At 62.0% G+C, this 17450-nt stretch carries 16 protein-coding genes and 1 tRNA gene; 13 read left to right on the top strand and 4 right to left on the bottom strand.

The genetic code is table 11. From position 1 onward, the window contains the following. Positions 1–65 precede the first annotated feature (65 nt). Positions 66–1331, top strand: a complete 1266-nt coding sequence (locus J2X43_RS13920; protein WP_310294732.1) for an NAD(P)/FAD-dependent oxidoreductase — start codon at positions 66–68, stop codon at positions 1329–1331. A gap of 83 nt (positions 1332–1414) precedes the next feature. Here J2X43_RS13920 and J2X43_RS13925 read toward each other — a convergent pair whose 3' ends face one another. Continuing rightward, complete coding sequence (locus tag J2X43_RS13925) at positions 1415–2461, bottom strand: NAD(P)-dependent alcohol dehydrogenase (protein WP_310294734.1); 1047 nt, start codon at positions 2459–2461, stop codon at positions 1415–1417. Positions 2462–2651: 190 nt separating this feature from the next. Here J2X43_RS13925 and J2X43_RS13930 point away from each other — a divergent pair, with 190 nt between their 5' ends. From J2X43_RS13930 to ilvC, 3 genes are all read left to right on the top strand, one after another. After that, positions 2652–3560: an AraC family transcriptional regulator gene (locus tag J2X43_RS13930; RefSeq protein WP_310294736.1), complete on the top strand. Its 909-nt coding sequence runs from the start codon at positions 2652–2654 to the stop codon at positions 3558–3560. 96 nt (positions 3561–3656) lie between these two features. After that, entirely contained in the window at positions 3657–4322 is a 666-nt protein-coding gene (locus J2X43_RS13935) for a TetR/AcrR family transcriptional regulator C-terminal domain-containing protein (RefSeq protein WP_310294738.1), read from the top strand. A 51-nt stretch (positions 4323–4373) separates the two neighbouring features. Then, a complete protein-coding gene (gene ilvC / locus J2X43_RS13940) occupies positions 4374–5393 on the top strand; it encodes a ketol-acid reductoisomerase (RefSeq protein ID WP_112387060.1) in 1020 nt (339 codons plus the stop codon). A gap of 52 nt (positions 5394–5445) precedes the next feature. Here ilvC and J2X43_RS13945 read toward each other — a convergent pair whose 3' ends face one another. Both J2X43_RS13945 and J2X43_RS13950 read right to left on the bottom strand, forming a co-directional pair. After that, entirely contained in the window at positions 5446–6033 is a 588-nt protein-coding gene (locus J2X43_RS13945) for a methyltransferase domain-containing protein (protein ID WP_310294741.1), read from the bottom strand. Positions 6034–6113: 80 nt separating this feature from the next. Further along, complete coding sequence (locus J2X43_RS13950) at positions 6114–7214, bottom strand: branched-chain amino acid aminotransferase (RefSeq protein WP_310294743.1); 1101 nt, start codon at positions 7212–7214, stop codon at positions 6114–6116. 283 nt (positions 7215–7497) lie between these two features. Here J2X43_RS13950 and J2X43_RS13955 point away from each other — a divergent pair, with 283 nt between their 5' ends. After that, positions 7498–8721 (top strand): PLP-dependent aminotransferase family protein, encoded by a 1224-nt coding sequence (locus J2X43_RS13955; protein WP_310294745.1) that lies wholly within the window; start codon positions 7498–7500, stop codon positions 8719–8721. A 103-nt stretch (positions 8722–8824) separates the two neighbouring features. Continuing rightward, on the top strand, positions 8825–9271 hold the full coding sequence (locus J2X43_RS13960; protein WP_310294746.1) for a GNAT family N-acetyltransferase: 447 nt from the start codon (positions 8825–8827) through the stop codon (positions 9269–9271). A 53-nt stretch (positions 9272–9324) separates the two neighbouring features. Here the strand turns inward: J2X43_RS13960 and J2X43_RS13965 are convergent, their stop codons facing one another. Continuing rightward, positions 9325–10383, bottom strand: coding sequence for an aldo/keto reductase (locus J2X43_RS13965; protein WP_310294748.1), 1059 nt, complete (start codon positions 10381–10383; stop codon positions 9325–9327). A gap of 178 nt (positions 10384–10561) precedes the next feature. Here J2X43_RS13965 and J2X43_RS13970 point away from each other — a divergent pair, with 178 nt between their 5' ends. From J2X43_RS13970 to J2X43_RS14000, 7 genes are all read left to right on the top strand, one after another. Continuing rightward, complete coding sequence (locus J2X43_RS13970; protein ID WP_112537694.1) at positions 10562–11542, top strand: ABC transporter substrate-binding protein; 981 nt, start codon at positions 10562–10564, stop codon at positions 11540–11542. A 16-nt stretch (positions 11543–11558) separates the two neighbouring features. Beyond that, a complete protein-coding gene (locus J2X43_RS13975) occupies positions 11559–13253 on the top strand; it encodes an iron ABC transporter permease (protein WP_310294751.1) in 1695 nt (564 codons plus the stop codon). After that, positions 13241–14269 (top strand): ABC transporter ATP-binding protein, encoded by a 1029-nt coding sequence (locus tag J2X43_RS13980; protein ID WP_310294753.1) that lies wholly within the window; start codon positions 13241–13243, stop codon positions 14267–14269. Before J2X43_RS13975 ends, J2X43_RS13980 begins: the two co-directional genes overlap by 13 nt. A gap of 70 nt (positions 14270–14339) precedes the next feature. After that, positions 14340–15449 (top strand): endonuclease/exonuclease/phosphatase family protein, encoded by a 1110-nt coding sequence (locus tag J2X43_RS13985; RefSeq protein ID WP_310294755.1) that lies wholly within the window; start codon positions 14340–14342, stop codon positions 15447–15449. Next, on the top strand, positions 15446–16192 hold the full coding sequence (locus J2X43_RS13990) for an NUDIX hydrolase (RefSeq protein WP_310294757.1): 747 nt from the start codon (positions 15446–15448) through the stop codon (positions 16190–16192). The genes J2X43_RS13985 and J2X43_RS13990 overlap by 4 nt, the downstream gene beginning before the upstream one ends. Before the next feature lie 65 nt (positions 16193–16257). Further along, a complete protein-coding gene (locus tag J2X43_RS13995) occupies positions 16258–17172 on the top strand; it encodes a PhzF family phenazine biosynthesis protein (RefSeq protein WP_310294759.1) in 915 nt (304 codons plus the stop codon). A gap of 146 nt (positions 17173–17318) precedes the next feature. After that, positions 17319–17394: transfer RNA gene (locus J2X43_RS14000), tRNA-Lys, on the top strand. The last annotated feature ends 56 nt before the right edge of the window (positions 17395–17450 follow it).

Here is a 17450-nt window from a genome sequence, read left to right on the forward strand (position 1 = left end):
TCCATTGAAAGCCCCGCGGAATTGACGACATTGGCGTTGGCTGAATGGCGCACAAGGGGGTTGTCATGAGCGAACATCGCGTCGTCGTTGTCGGCGGCGGTTTCGGCGGGCTGCAGCTCGTCAACGATCTGAAGGGCGCGGGCGCGGCAATCACGCTCGTCGACCGGCGCAACCATCATCTTTTCCAGCCGCTGCTCTACCAGGTCGCAACGACCATCCTTTCCACCTCCGAGATCGCCTGGCCGATCCGCCATCTCTATGGCAACCGTCCTGACGTAACGACATTGCTTGGCGAGGTCGCCGGTGTCGATACCACGGCAAAGACCGTCACCTTGCGTAACGGAATGTCCTTACCCTACGACACGCTGGTGCTCGCGACCGGCGCGACGCATGCTTATTTCGGCCGCGACGAGTGGGAGCCGGTGGCGCCCGGGCTGAAAACGCTAGAGGATGCGACGACGATCCGCCGCCGTCTGCTGATCGCCTTCGAACGTGCCGAGGTCGAGGCCGATCCCGTTGCCCGCGAGGCGCTCCTGACCTTCACCATCGTCGGCGCGGGTCCCACAGGCGTGGAACTGGCCGGCATCATCGCCGAGCTGGCGCACAAGACCTTGCCCGGCGAGTTTCGCAACATCGATACCCGCAAGACGCGGGTGGTGCTGGTCGAGGCCGGGCCACGCGTGCTGCCTGCCTTTGCCGAGGAGCTGTCTGCCTATGCGCAGCGCGAGCTCGAAAAGCTCGGCGTCGAGGTGCATCTGCGCGAACCCGTCACCAATTGCAGTGCCGAGGGCGTATCGATCGGCGAGAAGTTCATTCCGAGCCGGACGATCGTCTGGGCCGCCGGTGTCCAGGCGTCGGCCGCCGCGAAATGGTTGGGCGTGGAGGCCGACCGGGCAGGGCGTGCCGTGGTCGAGAAGAACCTGACGGCGCCGGGCCTACCCGATGTCTTCGTCATCGGCGACACGGCGTCGGTGATCCAGGAGGGCGGCAAGCCAGTGCCGGGCATTGCGCCGGCCGCCAAGCAGCAGGGCGCCTATGCGGCGAAAGTCATTCGCGCCCGGATCGCGGGCAGGCAGCCGCCCGGCGATTTCCGCTACCGGCATCAGGGCAGCCTTGCGACCATCGGCCAGAGCGCGGCGATCATGGATTTCGGCAGGATCAAGCTGAAGGGGTGGCTGGCCTGGTGGGTCTGGGGCCTTGCCCACATCTACTTCCTGATCGGAACCCGCTCGCGCTTCGCCGTCGCCTGGAGCTGGCTGTGGATCTATCTGAGCGGCCAGCACAGCGCGCGGCTGATTACCCAGAAGGAGACGATGCGGGAGGAGAGTTAGGAGAAGTTCGGCGCGCTCGGGCCGGATTTCTGTGACAGGCAAAGGATGAGAGGTGGCGCGCTTGGCGCCACCTCCTAAAGGCATCAGGCCGCCAGCGAGGCGATGTCGATGACGAAGCGGTAGCGGACGTCGCTCTTCAGAACGCGTTCATAGGCTTCGTTGACCTGCTGGATGTTGATCTTCTCGATCTCCGAGGCGATGTTGTGCTCGCCGCAGAAATCCAGCATTTCCTGGGTTTCCTTGATCGAGCCGATCATCGAGCCGGAGATGCTCTTGCGGCCCGGGATCAGCGAGAAGGCGTGAACCGGGATCGGGTTTTCGGGGGCGCCGACCACGACCATCGAGCCGTTGACCTTGAGCAGGCCGAGATAGGCATTCCAGTCGATTTCGGCGCTGACCGTGCAGATGATCAGGTCGAAGGTGCCGGCGAGCTTCGTGAAGGTCTCGGCATCGTTGGTGGCGTAATATTCCTTGGCGCCGAGCTTCAGGCCGTCTTCCTTCTTCGACAGCGACTGCGAGAGCACGGTGATGTCAGCGCCCATGGCGGCGCCGATCTTCACGCCCATATGGCCGAGACCGCCCATGCCGACGATCGCAACCTTCTTGCCGGGGCCGGCATTCCAGTGCTTGAGCGGCGAGTAGAGGGTGATGCCGGCGCAGAGCAGCGGCGCGGAAGCGTCGAGCGGCAAGTTTTCCGGGATCGACAGGACATAGCCTTCCTTGACGACGATCGAGTCGGAATAGCCGCCCTGGGTCGCGGTCTTGCCGTCAGCTTCGACGCTGTTGTAAGTGCCGACGAGGCCGGGCATGTACTGCTCGTTGTCGACATCGCGGCTGGCGCAGCCGACGCAGCTATCGACGAAGCAGCCGACGCCGACGTGGTCGCCGACCTTGAACTTGGTGACGGCGGATCCGACGGCCGTGACGACGCCGGCGATTTCGTGGCCCGGAACGATCGGATAAACGGCGTTCTTCCACTCGTTGCGGACAGTGTGAATGTCCGAATGGCAAATGCCGGCAAACTTGATGTCGATGACGACGTCATCGGCATTGGGTTCGCGGCGTTCGAAGGTGAACGGCGTCAGCGGCTTGGATGCATCGGTAGCGGCGTAGCCTTTTGCGATGGGCATGGGTAGTTTCCTTCATTTCAGGGAGGGTGGAAGGGATGGCGGACTATGCCCCGGGTCGCATCAAAAGCGGTATAGCGATCCTGCAAGCTTTTTGTACGATCCTGCAAATCTCCTTGCGCAAGAGCACAATCCATCCCATCATTTGGGCAACCGCCGCAGGCGTAATATCAAGAAAATAAACGGTAATGTTATGACGTTACATATTGGCCCCTTCGATGAAATGACATCGATCATTGCCCGTTACGCCAAGAAGGACGGAAATTCCGAAACGGCGATCGAAAACCTGCATGTGTTCAAGGGCAGCTGTCCGACACGGCTGCAGCACGTAGCCTACAAGCCGAGTTTCTCGCTCGTCCTGCAGGGCAGCAAGCGGCTGATGGTCGGCTCCGACGTGCATGTCTACGGCGCCGGTCAATATGTGCTGACGTCGCTCGATCTGCCTGTCGCCTCGCATGTGACGCAGGCGACGGCCGATGTTCCCTATCTCTGCTTCACGCTGTTCATCGACAGCGAGAAGCTGAGCGACCTGTTGCCGCGCACCAAGGTTTCGCGCGCCACGCCGTCGCCGGAGGATTCGCGCGGCCTGGTCGTGAAGACGGCGCCGCCGGAGCTGATTGATGCATCGGCCCGGCTGCTGCGGCTTCTCGACAATCCCGATGATATCGCCGCCATGGCGCCGCTGATCGAGCAGGAGATCTCCTACCGGCTACTGACGGGACCCGACGGTTCGCGGCTGCTCGATATGACGCTGGCGGAAAGCCAGAGCCACAAGGTTGCCCGCGCCGTCGCCTGGCTGCGGACGAATTTTGCCGAGGCGCTACGGATCGAGGCGCTGGCCGATCACGTCAGCATGAGCGTCTCGTCGCTGCATCACCATTTCAAGGCGGTGACGGCGATGACGCCGATGCAATATCAGAAGCAGCTGCGGCTGCACGAGGCGCGGCGCCTGCTTTTGACCGAGCGTGTGGATGTCGCCACCGCCGGCTACCGCGTCGGCTACCAGAGCCCATCGCAATTCAGCCGCGAATATGGCCGCCTCTACGGTCTGCCGCCGCTGAAGGATATCGACGCCATGCGCGGGCAGATGGCCGCCGAATAGCCGCTGTTTTTTGATGCGATGCAGCAACGAATTTCGCTTGACGGCGATTATAGGCTCCGGCATAAGACGTCGCGAACCGTACGGTACGGTACGTATTTGGGAGCGCATATCGTGTCTGTCGAAACCTTGGAGCCCAGCGAATTTTCGCCGCGTCAGAACGCTGTTCTGGAGCAGGCGTTGCAGCTTCTCGTCGATGGCGGAGAAAAAGCGCTGACGACCTCGGGTGTGGCGCGCGCCGCCAACTGCTCGAAGGAAAGCCTCTACAAGTGGTTCGGCGACCGCGACGGCCTGCTGTCGGCGATGATCGCCTATCAGGCGAGCAAGGTACGAACCTTCGAGCGCAACGGCGAACGCCTGACATCGGCCAGCCTGCACGACCATGTCGTCATCTTTGCACGCGATTTGCTGGAGGTTCTGGCGGGCGACGTGTCGCTGGCGCTGAACCGGCTGGCGATCGGCCAGTCTCATCGCGACGGCTCCAAACTCGGAAAGCTTTTGCTCGAACGCGGCCGCCGCCAGATCGATCGCCGCGCCATGGCGCTGATCGATGCCGGCAAGCGGGCAGGGCTCCTGCGCTTCCATGATGCCGATGAGGCATATCACACGCTTTACGGCCTGGTTGTCTCCGATCTGCATGTGCGCATGCTGCTCGGCGAACCGGGCCTCAAGGATACCGCCCGTCAGGCGGAGAGGGCGGTCACCGCCTTCCTGCGTCTGTACGGAACGGAGAAGGTTCTCGCGGAAATGCCGGCACTCGCCTGATTTTCCGCTTCTATCAAACGATGCGACAAGCAAAAGGGAAGGAACTTTACAATGCGCGTCTATTACGATCGTGATGCCGATCTCAACCTGATCAAGTCCAAGAAGGTCGCCATTATCGGCTACGGTTCGCAGGGCCGCGCCCATGCGCTGAACCTGAAGGATTCAGGCGCACAGAACGTCGTCATCGGCCTCAAGGCCGGTTCGCCGACGATCAAGAAGGCCGAAGCCGACGGCTTCAAGGTCATGACCGTTGCCGAAGCTGCCGGCTGGGCCGACCTGATGATGATGGCGACCCCGGACGAGCTCCAGGCCGACATCTACAAGGCCGACATCGCCGCCAACATCCGTGACGGCGCTGCGATTGCTTTCGCCCACGGCCTGAACATCCATTTCGGCCTCATCGAGCCGAAGGCATCCGTCGACATCGTCATGATCGCGCCGAAGGGCCCGGGCCACACGGTTCGCGGCGAATACCAGAAGGGTGGCGGCGTTCCCTGCCTCGTTGCCGTTCACCAGAACGCTTCGGGCAACGCTCTTGAACTCGCTCTCTCCTACGCCTGCGGCGTCGGCGGCGGCCGTTCGGGCATCATCGAAACCAACTTCCGCGAAGAGTGCGAAACCGACCTCTTCGGCGAACAGGTCGTTCTCTGCGGCGGTCTCGTCGAGCTGATCCGCGCCGGTTTCGAAACCCTGACGGAAGCAGGCTATGCTCCTGAAATGGCTTATTTCGAATGCCTGCACGAAGTGAAGCTGATCGTCGACCTGATCTATGAAGGCGGTATCGCCAACATGAACTACTCGATCTCGAACACGGCAGAATGGGGCGAATACGTCACCGGCCCGCGCATCATCACGGCTGAAACCAAGGCTGAAATGAAGCGCGTTCTGCACGACATCCAGACCGGCAAGTTCACGTCGGATTGGATGCAGGAATACCGTGCAGGCGGCTCGCGCTTCAAGGGCATCCGCCGCATGAACGACAGCCACCAGATCGAAGAAGTCGGCGCCAAGCTGCGCGGTATGATGCCGTGGATCGGCAAGAACAAGCTGGTCGACAAGTCGGTCAACTAATCGCTTCCGCGACTGATTTTGCGAGAGGCCGGGGCGATAGCTCCGGCCTTTTTCATTTGCGCGCTGTAAGATGAAGCCAGCGGGTCGGCTTGCCGTCGTATCCGCCGCCATCGGCTTCCGATAGCGCAATGTCGCGCCAGCCGCGTGAAGACAGGCATTCGGTCAGCCAATCGACAGAGGGGTAGTTGTAATAGCGGCCCAGATCGTCGTGGCCTTCGGCCTCGCCGCTCTTGAAGCTTGCATGCAGTGGGGCGCCGGGCTTCAACGCGCGGTGGATGCGGGTGAAGACATCAGGGAGTTCGGCGCGCGGAACATGCAGCAGGCTGGCTTCGGCCCAGACGCCGTCGAACGTGTTCACATTCTCCAGATCCTGAAAGCGCATGACCGTCACAGGCCTGCCAATCAGCTTTTCCGCCTGTTTGGCGAGTTCGGGCGAGCCGTCGGTCGGCGTCACGTCGAAGCCTTTCTTCAGCATGTAGGCGCTGTCCTGCCCGCCGCCGCAACCGAGCTCGAGGATTCTCGCGCCGGGTGGCAAGGCTGCGAGGAAAGCATCGAGCCGTGTCGCCGGAAGGCGGCGCTCGCGGGACGCGTAGGTCTCGGCATTAACGTCATAAAAGGCTGAGGTTTCGTCCTTGGGCATTCTGTTCCTCTCCCTAAAGCAAGAAACCGGGCGTGAGGCCCGGTTTCCGTAGTGCGTGTCGTGTTTCGGCCAAATGCTGATCAGGCGGGGATCAGGCGGGTCCAGCCGCGCTGGTCATTGGTGGTGCCCTTCTGCAGGCCGACGAGCTGCTGGCGCAGGTCGGTGGTCAGCTTGCCGGTCTGGCCGTCGCCGACCAGGAATTCGCCGCCGGCATGGCGGACAAGACCGATACCAGCGAGAACGGCAGCGGTGCCGCAGGCGAAGGCTTCGACGAGCTTGCCGCTCTTGGCATCAGCCTGCCATTCGGCGAAGGAATAGGGGCGCTGCTCGACGCGCAAGCCCTTTTCCTCGGCCAGCACGATGACGGAAGCGCGGGTGATGCCCGGCAGGATGGTGCCGCCGAGCGGTGGGGTGACGACCGATCCGTCGTTCATGACGAAGAAGACGTTCATGCCGCCGAGTTCTTCGACCCAGCGGTGTTCGGCTGCATCGAGGAAGACGACCTGGTCGCATTCCTTCTTTGAGGCTTCTGCCTGTGCCACGAGGCTGGCTGCGTAGTTGCCGCCGCACTTCGCTGCACCGGTGCCACCGGCGGCCGCGCGGGTATATTCCGTCTCGACCCACAGGGAGACAGCCTTGGCGCCACCCTTGAAATAGGCTCCGACCGGCGAGGCGATGACGCAGAAGATATATTCCTGCGCCGGGCGCACGCCGAGGAATGCTTCATTGGCGAACATGAAGGGGCGAAGGTAGAGGCTGGCATCACCCGTGGGGATCCAGTTCTTGTCGACGCGGACGAGCTCCTCGACGGCCTTCAGGAACAGTTCTTCCGGCACGGCGGGCATTGCCATGCGGGCGGCCGACTGGGCGAAACGGCGGGCATTTTCTTCCGGCCGGAAAAGCAGCACGCGGCCGTCGTCAGCCTTGTAGGCCTTCATGCCCTCAAAGATTTCCTGGGCGTAGTGCAGCACGGCGCTCGCCGGGTCGAGTTCCAGCGGGCGGCGGGCGGTAACCTTTGCGTCGTGCCAGCCCTTGTCGGCCGTCCATTTCGCCAGAACCATGTGATCGGTAAAGACCTTCCCGAAGCCGGGCGTTTCGATCGCCTTGGTGCGGTCTGCGTCGGAGACGGGAGATTTGTGGAATTCGATTGTGATTTCAGGAGAGGGCGACGTCGCGGTCATTGCTGGCACCTTGGTAGTCCATTGAATAATGCGCGGCACACTACTGCTGCCGCCCCCGTTTTGGAAAGGTCTGTTTCGCCGAGTTTCGGCATTTCGTGAGCGGAATCGCGGCGGGATGCGGCGAATGTCCGGGGAATTGCGCCCGATTTCCGCAAGAGCAGGCCTTCTGGATGCCAATCCCTTCAAACTTGTTACCGCGACAAGAAAATAGGTCAGCATTGTTGACATAAATTCCGGACCGTGATGATCTGCTGATATTATAAAAAGAGTGCGAGGAAACCCCATGTTGAACTGGGATGAAATGTTTGCGACGCGTTCGTCGCGGATGCGTGCGTCTGAGATTCGCGAGCTGCTGAAACTGCTCGACCAGCCCGATATCATCTCCTTTGCCGGCGGCATTCCGGATCCGGCGCTGTTTCCGGACAAGGAATTCAAGGCTGCCTATGCCGGCATCTTCGATGGCGCTGCGGTCAATTCGGCGCTGCAATATTCCGTCAGCGAAGGCTACAAGCCGCTGCGCGAATGGCTGGTGACGCAGATGGCCGGGCTCGGTATTGCCTGCGAGACCGAAAACGTCTTCATCGTCTCGGGTTCGCAGCAGGGGCTCGATTATCTCGGCAAGCTGTTCCTGTCGCCGAAGGATACCGCGTTGGTCACCTGGCCGACCTATCTCGGCGCGCTGCAGGCGTTCAACGCCTACGAGCCGGCCTACGACCAGCTGACGCCCAATGGCAACCGGACGCCGGACAGCTATCGCGCCGCGGCCGAAAAGCATGGCGGCAAGGTGAAGTTCGCCTATCTCTCCGCCGATTTCTCCAATCCGACCGGCGAGAGCGTCGATCGCGAAGGCCGCGAAAAGGTACTGGCACTGGCCGAAGAACTGGATGTCGCGGTTATCGAAGACGCGGCCTATCAGAATCTCCGCTATGACGGCCAGGCGATCCCGCCGATCCTGGCGCTCGAGATCGCAAGGAAGGGTCATATCAACCTTAGCCGCACGATCTATTGCGGCAGTTTCTCGAAGACGCTCGCGCCGGGTCTGCGCGTCGGCTTCATCGTTGCCAATACCCAGGTCATTCGCAAGCTGGTGCTGATGAAACAGGCGGCCGACCTGCATTCCTCGACCATCAACCAGATGGCTATTGCCGAGGTTGCCGAACGTGGTTTCGATGCGCAGGTGGCGAAGATCAAGGCGGCCTACGGCCATCGCCGCGATGCGATGCTTGATGCGCTTGCACGGCATATGCCTGCCGGCGTGAGCTGGACGAAGCCTGAGGGCGGGATGTTCATCTGGATCACCCTGCCTGAGGGCATGGATGGCGCGGCGCTGCTGGCCAAGTCGATCGAGACCACGAGGGTGGCCTTCGTGCCCGGCAAGGCGTTCTTCGCCGACGGCTCGGGCGCCAACACCGTCCGCCTCAGCTTCTCCTGCGCCAACGATGCGATGATCGAGGAGGGTATCGGACGCCTCGGCAAGCTGGTGGCCAGCGAGGTTGGTGCGCTTTAGGAGCCGGTCCGGCAAAGGTTGGCTTTTTCACGCCGGATGCTCGGTTGCATCGACTCGCCTCGCGCTGCATCTTCCCGCCAATTTCGAAGTTTGAGGGAAGACGATGAACGGGATCGAGGTCAGGAGTGCTACTCCGTCGGATGTCGAGGAATTGGCAAAACTGATGGCCGAGCTGGGTTATCCGACAACGTCGGACAACATGGCCGCCCGAATCGAGCGGCTGACCGACCGCGAGGACTACGCGATCTTCGTTGCCGATAACGATGGTGCCGTGGCGGGAATGATCGCCTTATCCGTCATTCCCACTCTCTATCGAGACGATCTCGATGGCGCCATCACAGCGCTGGTCGTTTCCTCAAGCTTCAGAGGCAAAGGTATCGCAGGACTGTTGGTTGCTCATGGCGAGCGCTGGCTCTTTGATAGTGGCGCCCGCCTCGCGACAGTGAAACCCAGCTCCCGCCGCGAAGACGCGCACCGCCTCTATGAACGTTGCGGGTATCAACATACCGGGTTGAGATTTACGAAGGCGCTTGAAGGGCTCGGCGGATAACGCTTCGCTGATCGTAAGGAAATCGGCGCCCGAGGGCGCCGATCATGCTCTGATTACGGGTTGAGATGCGGGGCGAGCAGTTCGAGATCGGCCTCGCTCAGCCTGTCGCTCGCGGTGTTGCGCTGGTGCCAGTAGGGATAGAGCAGCGGCGGGACGCTTACATCGTCGAGGCGCTTGCGCTCTTCGGCGGTCAACGTCAGTTCGGCCGCGGCGAGATTATCCCTGAACTGCGCTTCCGTGCGTCCCCCGATGACGACTGAAGTCACCGCCCGGCGGCCAATGAGCCAGGCGAGGGCTACCTGGGCGGCCGAGACACCGCGGCTTTCGGCAACCGAGACCAGCACATCGACGATATTCCACAGGCGATTCTCGTCGCGGATCGGCGGCTCCGGCCAGCCGGCGAACTGGCGGGTACCCTCGGGCGTCGCCTGATTGCGGCGGTGCTTGCCGGAGAGCAGGCCGGCAGCCAGCGGGCTCCAGACGAGAACGCCGAGGCCCTGGTCGATCGACACGGGCAGCAGCTCGTATTCGGCGTCGCGGGCTTCCAGCGTGTAGTGGATCTGCTGGCTGACGAAGCGCTGGTAGTTGTGCTCCTTGGAGACGCCGAGCGCCTTCATGATGTGCCAGCCGGAAAAGTTCGAGCAGCCGATATAGCGGACCTTGCCCTGGCGCAGGAGCGTATCGAGCGCTTCCATGGTTTCCTCGACCGGCGTCTGACCGTCCCATTCATGCAGCTGGTAGAGATCGATGACATCGGTCTTCATGCGGCGCAGGCTTGCCTCGCAGGCTTCGATCAGATGCTGGCGCGAGGAGCCGACGTCGTTCGGTCCGTCGCCCATGCGGAAGCGGGCCTTGGTGGCGAGCATGACGCCGCTCTTGCGCTTGCCGCCGAGCACTTCGCCGATGATTTCCTCCGAGGCACCGGACGAATAGACGTCGGCGGTGTCGATCAGGTTGACGCCCGCATCCAGGCACATGTCGACGAGGCGGCTTGCTTCCGCCACGTCCTGGCTGCCGGTTGCCTTGGCCCAGCCGACGCCGCCGAAGGTCATGGTGCCCATTGTTACTGTCGAGATTTTCAGGCCGGAACGGCCAAGCAGACGGTATTCCATAATTCTCTCTCCCAAAATTTGAACGGAAACACGCAATCCGCCGCAAGAAAATAGCGCCGGCGCGCTGCGGTCAAGCGCAGAGCTCATGTCACGCCTCCGGCATCTTTGGCCGGATGTCACAATCATGTTATTCGGCCTGTCTATGGAACGGCTAACATTCACGCTCAGGGATATCGCCATGAACAAGAAGCTCTCCGCACTGGCCGCGCTGATCGCGGCAGGTCTTGCCTCCGTTTCGGCCCATGCCGGCAATCTGGTTCTCTATACCAGCCAGCCGAACGAGGACGCGCAGGCGACTGTCGATGGCTTCATGGCCGCCAATCCCGATATCAAGGTCGATTGGGTCCGCGACGGCACGCCAAAGATCATGGCGAAGCTGCAGGCCGAGATCGAAGCCGGCAATCCGGTTGCCGACGTGCTGCTGATCGCCGATACCGTGACACTCGAGCGCCTGAAGGAAGCGGGCAAGCTGCTCGCCTACAAGTCGCCGGAAGCCGTCAACTACGACGCTGCGCTCTACGACGCTGACGGCTACTACTATTCCACCAAGCTGATTACGACAGGCATCATGTACAACACCTCGGCCGGGATGAAGCCGACGAGCTGGAAGGATCTGGCAAAGCCTGAGGCCAAGGGCCTCGTGACCATGCCGAGCCCGCTCACCTCCGGTGCGGCGCTGATCCATGCACAGACGCTGGCGGCCGTTCCGGGCCTCGGCTGGGATTACTACAAGGCGCTTGCCGGCAATGGTGCGACGGCTGCCGGTGGCAACGGCGCGATTTTGAAGTCGGTGGCTTCCGGCGAAAAGGCTTACGGCGTCGTCGTCGACTACATGCCGATCCGCGAAAAGGCCAAGGGCGCGCCCGTCGAATTCGTCTTTCCGGAAGAGGGGGTTTCGGCCGTCACCGAACCGGTCGGCATTCTCGCCGGCGCCAAGAATGCCGATGCGGCGAAGAAATTCGTCGACTACGTTCTGTCGGAAAAAGGCCAGGAAGGCTTCCTGAAACTCGGCTATATTCCGGCCCGCAACGGCATGAAGGTTCCGGAAGGCTTTCCGGCACGCGACAGCATCAAGGTGCTGCCGATCAATGCCGCTGAAGCGCTGAAGAACACGGATCAGGATCTGAAGACCTTCTCGGGCATCTACGGATCGAATTGATCGAACCGGATCGCCGATGCAAGGTTATGTTCGTCCGGGAAACAGCCAGCCAGTCTGGCTGTTTCCTTTTATCGTTATGGTGGTGCTTATTCTCAGCGTACTGCCGCTGGCGCGGCTTGCCGCGGCCGGGATTGAGGCATTCGCAGAGGGCGGCGCAGCAGTGGTACTCTCCGATCCGGCGCTCTGGTCCGCGACCTATTACACACTGGTGACCGCCATTCTCGGCACCATCATTTCTTTGGTCATCGGCTGCATCTTCGCCTTCGTGCTGACGCTGACGGATATCCGCGGCAGGGGGCTCGTCAGTTTCCTTTTCGTGCTGCCGATGATGATCCCGCCGCAGGTGACGGCACTTGCCTGGGTGCAGATGTCCGGACCCTCCAGTCCGCTTCTGAAGGCGCTGCATATCGCGCCGCCGCTCGGCACGCCACAGCCGCTCTATTCGGTCGGCGGCATCGCGCTGCTCTACGGTGTGCAGCATGCGCCGCTGGTCTATCTGGCGCTGCGGGCCAGCCTGATGAGCCTGCCGCGCGATGGCGTCGAGGCGGCGCGGCTATCGGGTGCATCGAGCCTTCGCGTGTTCCGCGATATCATCCTGCCTCTGTCACTGCCCGGCGTCATCGCCGGTGCGGCGATCTCGTTCGTTTCCTGCACCGGCAATTTCGGCATCCCTGCCATTCTCGGCATTCCGGCATCGATCTATACGCTGCCGACCCTGATCTTCTCGAAATTCTCGGCCTTCACCAGCCGGACATTCGGCGATGTCGCGCTGCTCTCCGCTATCATCGCGCTGATATCGGTCGCCGGTCTGGCGATCCAAGACCGGGCGCTGCGCGGCCGCGATTACCGGGTGCTGGGATTGTCAGGAGCAACCGCTGCCTTTGAGCTCGGATCATGGAAGCTTCTATTCACGCCGCTTCTCTGGCTCATCCTGTTCTTCATGCTGGCCGCGCCGTTCTTCGCGCTCGTCGCCGGTGCTCTGGTGCCTGCCTATGGCGTGCCGCTGACCTTCAAGACCATGACCTTCCACGCCTTCGACGAAATCCTGTTCCGGCAGGCGGTGACGCGGACGGCCTTCGTCAATTCGCTGTCGCTGGCCGCAGGTGCCGCGGTATGTCTCCTGCTGGTGACGATCCTGACCGCCTATGCGCTGAGCTGTCGCCGCGATCTCCTGGCGCGGACCGTCTCGAGCGTGATCGAAATTCCCTATTCGCTGCCCGGCATCGTCGTCGCAGTCTCGTTCATCCTCGTCTTTGCCGCGCCGCTGCCGGTGCTCAACATCACGCTTTACGGCACGGTCTGGATCATTTTGCTTGCCTATCTGTCGAGCTTCTTTGCCGTCAGCCTGAAGCCCGTCGTCAGCGCCTTCCATCAGCTGGATCCGGCGCTGGAAGAGGCGGCGCGTCTTGCGGGCGCCGGCTTTTTCCGCAGGCTGGCCGATATCATCGTGCCGCTTATTGCGCCGGCGGCCGGTGCCTCCGTCATTCTCGTCTTCCTGATCGCCTGCAATGAGCTGACGATTTCGGCGCTGCTCTGGTCGGCGGGGACGCAGACGCTCGGCGTGGCGATCTACAATCTCGACGACAGCGGCAGCTCGGACCTCGCTTCGGCGCTGTCGGTGCTTGTCGTGCTGATGGTCGTTTTCATGATGCTGCTTCTGGAATTGCTGGCAAAGCGGCTGCCCAAGGGAGTGGTGCCGTGGCGAAACTGACGCTCAATCATGTCAGCAAGGATTTCGGCACCGGGCGAGCGGCGGTCGATGGGCTATCGCTCGATGTGCGGGAAGGCGGTTTCCTGGCGCTGCTCGGCCCTTCCGGCTGCGGCAAGACGACGGTTCTGAGGATGATCGCCGGTTTCGAGACGCCGACCGACGGTTCTATCCATCTCGGCGAGCGGCTGCTTGCCGATGCATCGCAATCGCTGCCGCCCGAGAAGCGCAACATGGCGATGGTCTTCCAGTCCTATGCGCTGTGGCCGCATATGAGCGTGGCCGACAATGCCGGTTATCCGCTCAAGGTCAGGGGCATTTCCGGCGATGCCTATCGCAGCAAGGTGCAGGAGGCGCTGGCGACCGTCAGGCTTGGCGATTATGCCGAGCGGCGCCCCGCGGACCTGTCGGGTGGCCAGCGGCAGCGCGTGGCGCTGGCACGCTGCCTGGTGACGTCGCCGGATGTCGTGCTGCTCGACGAACCGCTTGCCAATCTCGACCGCCACCTGAAGCAGGAGATGGAAGAGACCTTTCGCGAGTTTCACCAGCGTTCGGGCGCGACGATGATCTATGTGACGCATGATCAGAGCGAGGCGATGGCACTGGCGACCGATGTTGCCGTGATGTCCGAAGGACGGCTGCTGCAGGTCGCGCCACCCGCCGAAATCTATGCCCGCCCGGAGGGGCGCATGGTCGGCGGATTGATCGGCCGCGGTGCGATCCTTCGCCTGAGGTCTCCTGCCGGTGATGCCAGAAGCCTTGACTGGGAAGCGATGCGCGAGGCGCTTGGTGGCGCGGCTGCCGATGGCCCCGGCTGCGATATCCTCGTTCGCCCTGAAGATGTGACCATTGGCGGCGAAGGCATCCCTGCGCTGGTCGAATCCGTGCTGTTCGAGGGCGAGCGCTACGCGCTGAAGCTGTCGCTGGCCGATGGGCAGATCCTGCGGGCCTTCAGCCGCGAGCCGGTTTCGGCGGGCGACCGGCTGGCTGTCACCGTGCGGTCAGCGTGGCGGCTCTGATCACTTTGCGGCCTTCACGAACGCGATTTTCGACTCTACTAATGGCTGCGATGCCAACCGGGAATGCCTGATGTCGCTTCGCCTTGCCACGTTCAATGTCGAAAACCTGATGACGCGTTTCGACTTCACCGGCTTTCGCAACCAGCTGCGCCAGGACCGGGTCATCCAGCTCTTCGAAGTGCGCAACGAGGGTGTCTACCAGCAGCTGGAGCAGGCGCGTGTGATTGCCTCCACCGATGACACGCGGCAGATGACGGCGCTCGCGATCGCCGATGCCGACGCCGATATCCTCTGCCTGCAGGAGATCGACAATATGGCGGCGCTGCAGGCCTTCGAATACGGCTATCTGTTCCGCATGGTCGGCAATGGCTACCGGCAGAAATATCTGGTCGAGGGCAATGACAGCCGCGGCATCGACGTCGCCGTGCTGATGCGCGAGGAGACCCGCGACGGCCAAAAGATCGAGCTTCGCGAGATCAAGAGCCATGCGATGGTCACCTATCGCGATCTCGGCCTGTTCGACGAGACGCTCGCGGCGCATGGACATATCGACGACAAGGTCTTCAAGCGCGATTGCCTGGAGCTCGATCTCCTCATCGGCGGCGTGCCTTTCACGCTCTATGTCGTGCATTTCAAATCGATGGGCAGTCCGCGCGATGGCCTCGATGGAAGGCAATCGACCATGCCGGTGAGGCGGGCCGAGGTGAGGGCGGTGCGGCGGATCATCGAGGATCGATTCGGCGCGGGCGCGACAGCCTCGAAGAATTTCGCCATCTGCGGCGACATGAATGATTATCAGGAGCGCGTCGATGTGATCGGAAGCCGTCGGACCGGTTACCGATTCGAGCATCGCGACGAAACGGAAAGCGCGCTCGACGCATTCAGCCATGACGGCTTTGCGGAGAATGTCATGCGCCGCCGCGACCCGATCGATCGCTGGACGCTTTACCACGCCCGCGGCCCGCAGGAGCAGTGGCTTTGTCAGCTCGACTATATCTGGCTGTCACCGGCGCTTTCCGCCGCCAATGCCGGGCGCAAGCCCGAGATCATCCGCCACGGCCAGCCCTTCCGCACCGTGTTTCCGCCGGGCCAGGAGGTGGAGCGCTATCCGCGCACAGGCTGGGACCGGCCGAAAGCATCCGACCATTGCCCCGTAGTCATGACATTGGATTTAAAATGAATTCCATATTTTCTGAGGATTTTGCCGGCTGGCCGCCGGAGCAGACCGTATTTCCCGTCGCCGCGCTGAACCTTCGGGTGCTCGATGGCGAGCATCCCTACCGCGAATCGAGACGAGACGAGATCGCCGCGAACTGGAAGGCTGAAGTGGAGGCCAATCCGGCGCTGTTCGACGGGCGCATGGTGTTTCAGCACCAGTTGGCATTCGGGGAGGAGGGGCTGCAGGGGCAGGGATATATCATACCCTTCTCGACCTTCATGTACTGGCGCCGCCAGCAGGATCGCATGGGCGGCATGCATCTCTTCGCCTATCCTGTCATCGAAAGCTCCGACGGTGCGCTGGTGGCGATCCGTATGGGCGCGCATACCGCCAATCCCGGGCAGGTCTATTTCGCCGCCGGTTCGCTGGAGCCCGAGGATATCGTATCCGGTGTCTGCGATGTCGAATTCAACATGCGCCGCGAGGTGCTGGAGGAAACCGGCCTCGACCTTGCCGATTCGACGCCGGGCGAACGCTATTATGCCAGCCATTTCAGGCGCACGGTGACGGTCTTCCGGCTGTTCCGCTTCGATCTGACCGCCGACCAGATCGTCGAGAGGATCGCGGCCCATATGCTTGTTGCCGAGGACAAGGAAATCGCCGGTGCGGTTGCTATCCGTTCGGCCGATCACGCCGCCTTTCCCTATAACGTCGCGATGTTCCCGGTGATCGATTGGTATTTCGGTAATCCAATCGAAACCTAATATCTTGCACTCGTTTCGCCGGTCGGGCAGGTTGAGCCTTCGATGACCGATTCAAGGAGGCCGATGTGGCGCGCAGCTACAGCGTCTATGACGTGTTCACCGACCGCAAGCTCGCCGGCAATCCGCTGGCCGTCATCTTCGACGGCGAGGACTTGAGCGATGAGGCGATGCAATCGATCGCCCGTGAGACCAATCTTTCCGAAACCGTCTTCGTCCAGAAGGCAACGAATCCGGCTTACAGCGCCAGGATCCGTATCTTCACGCCGGGGCGCGAACTGCCGTTTGCCGGTCACCCGACCGTCGGCACCGCGATCGCGCTGGCCGAGCGGACACATGGCAAGGATGGGGCGCTCGATCTCGTCTGCGTGCTGGAGGAGAATGTCGGCCCGGTGCGCTGTGCCGTGAAGCTGCGTGAGGGCGAGGCGAGCTTCGCGGAGTTCGACCTGCCGCGCAAATCGCAGCAGATCAGCATGCCGCTCGAAAAGCTCGGGATCGCCAACGCGCTCTCGCTGAAGGTGACCGAGATCGGCTTCGAGAATCACGTGCCCTGCATCTGGAGCGCCGGCGTGCCGTTCCTGCTGGTGCCCATTCACGATATCGGCGCGGCAAAGCGCATGGAGTTCGATCCGCAGCTTTGGGAAAAGACCGTGCCCTTCGTCGACGGGGCCCTGGCGTCCGCCTATATCTACTGTCGTGGCGGGCCGAACCATTCAGCTAAGTTCCATGCCCGGATGTTTGCGAGCGGAATGGGGATCACCGAAGACCCGGCGACAGGCTCCGCGGTCGCCGCATTGTCGGGCGCCATCCATCATTTCGACCGGCTGCCCGATGGCCATCACCCGATCACTGTCGAGCAGGGTGTGGAAATGGGGCGGCCCTCGATGATCCATCTTCACATGGATGTGGAGGGCGGGGCGATCTCGAATGCCCGGATCGGCGGCCAGGCAGTGCGTCTGGCAACGGGTTCGCTCGACCTTTGATTTCATTGCATTTCAGCCATGCAGAAAAATCTCGGAATTAATCGAAGAATTTTTCCAGGGGCGCTAGACAAGGTCGAATATCCTGTTTATACGCCCCCTCACACCGCGCAGAGATGCACGGGACACCGGCGGAAACGCTAGGGAATGGGTGATTAGCTCAGTTGGTAGAGCAGCTGACTCTTAATCAGCGGGTCGTAGGTTCGAGCCCTACATCACCCACCATCTTCTCTTTGAAAAGATTAGATATATCGCTGATGACGCAGGCGGCCGAAAGGCCG

Source organism: Rhizobium sp. BE258 (assembly GCF_031457345.1).
Classification (GTDB): domain Bacteria; phylum Pseudomonadota; class Alphaproteobacteria; order Rhizobiales; family Rhizobiaceae; genus Rhizobium.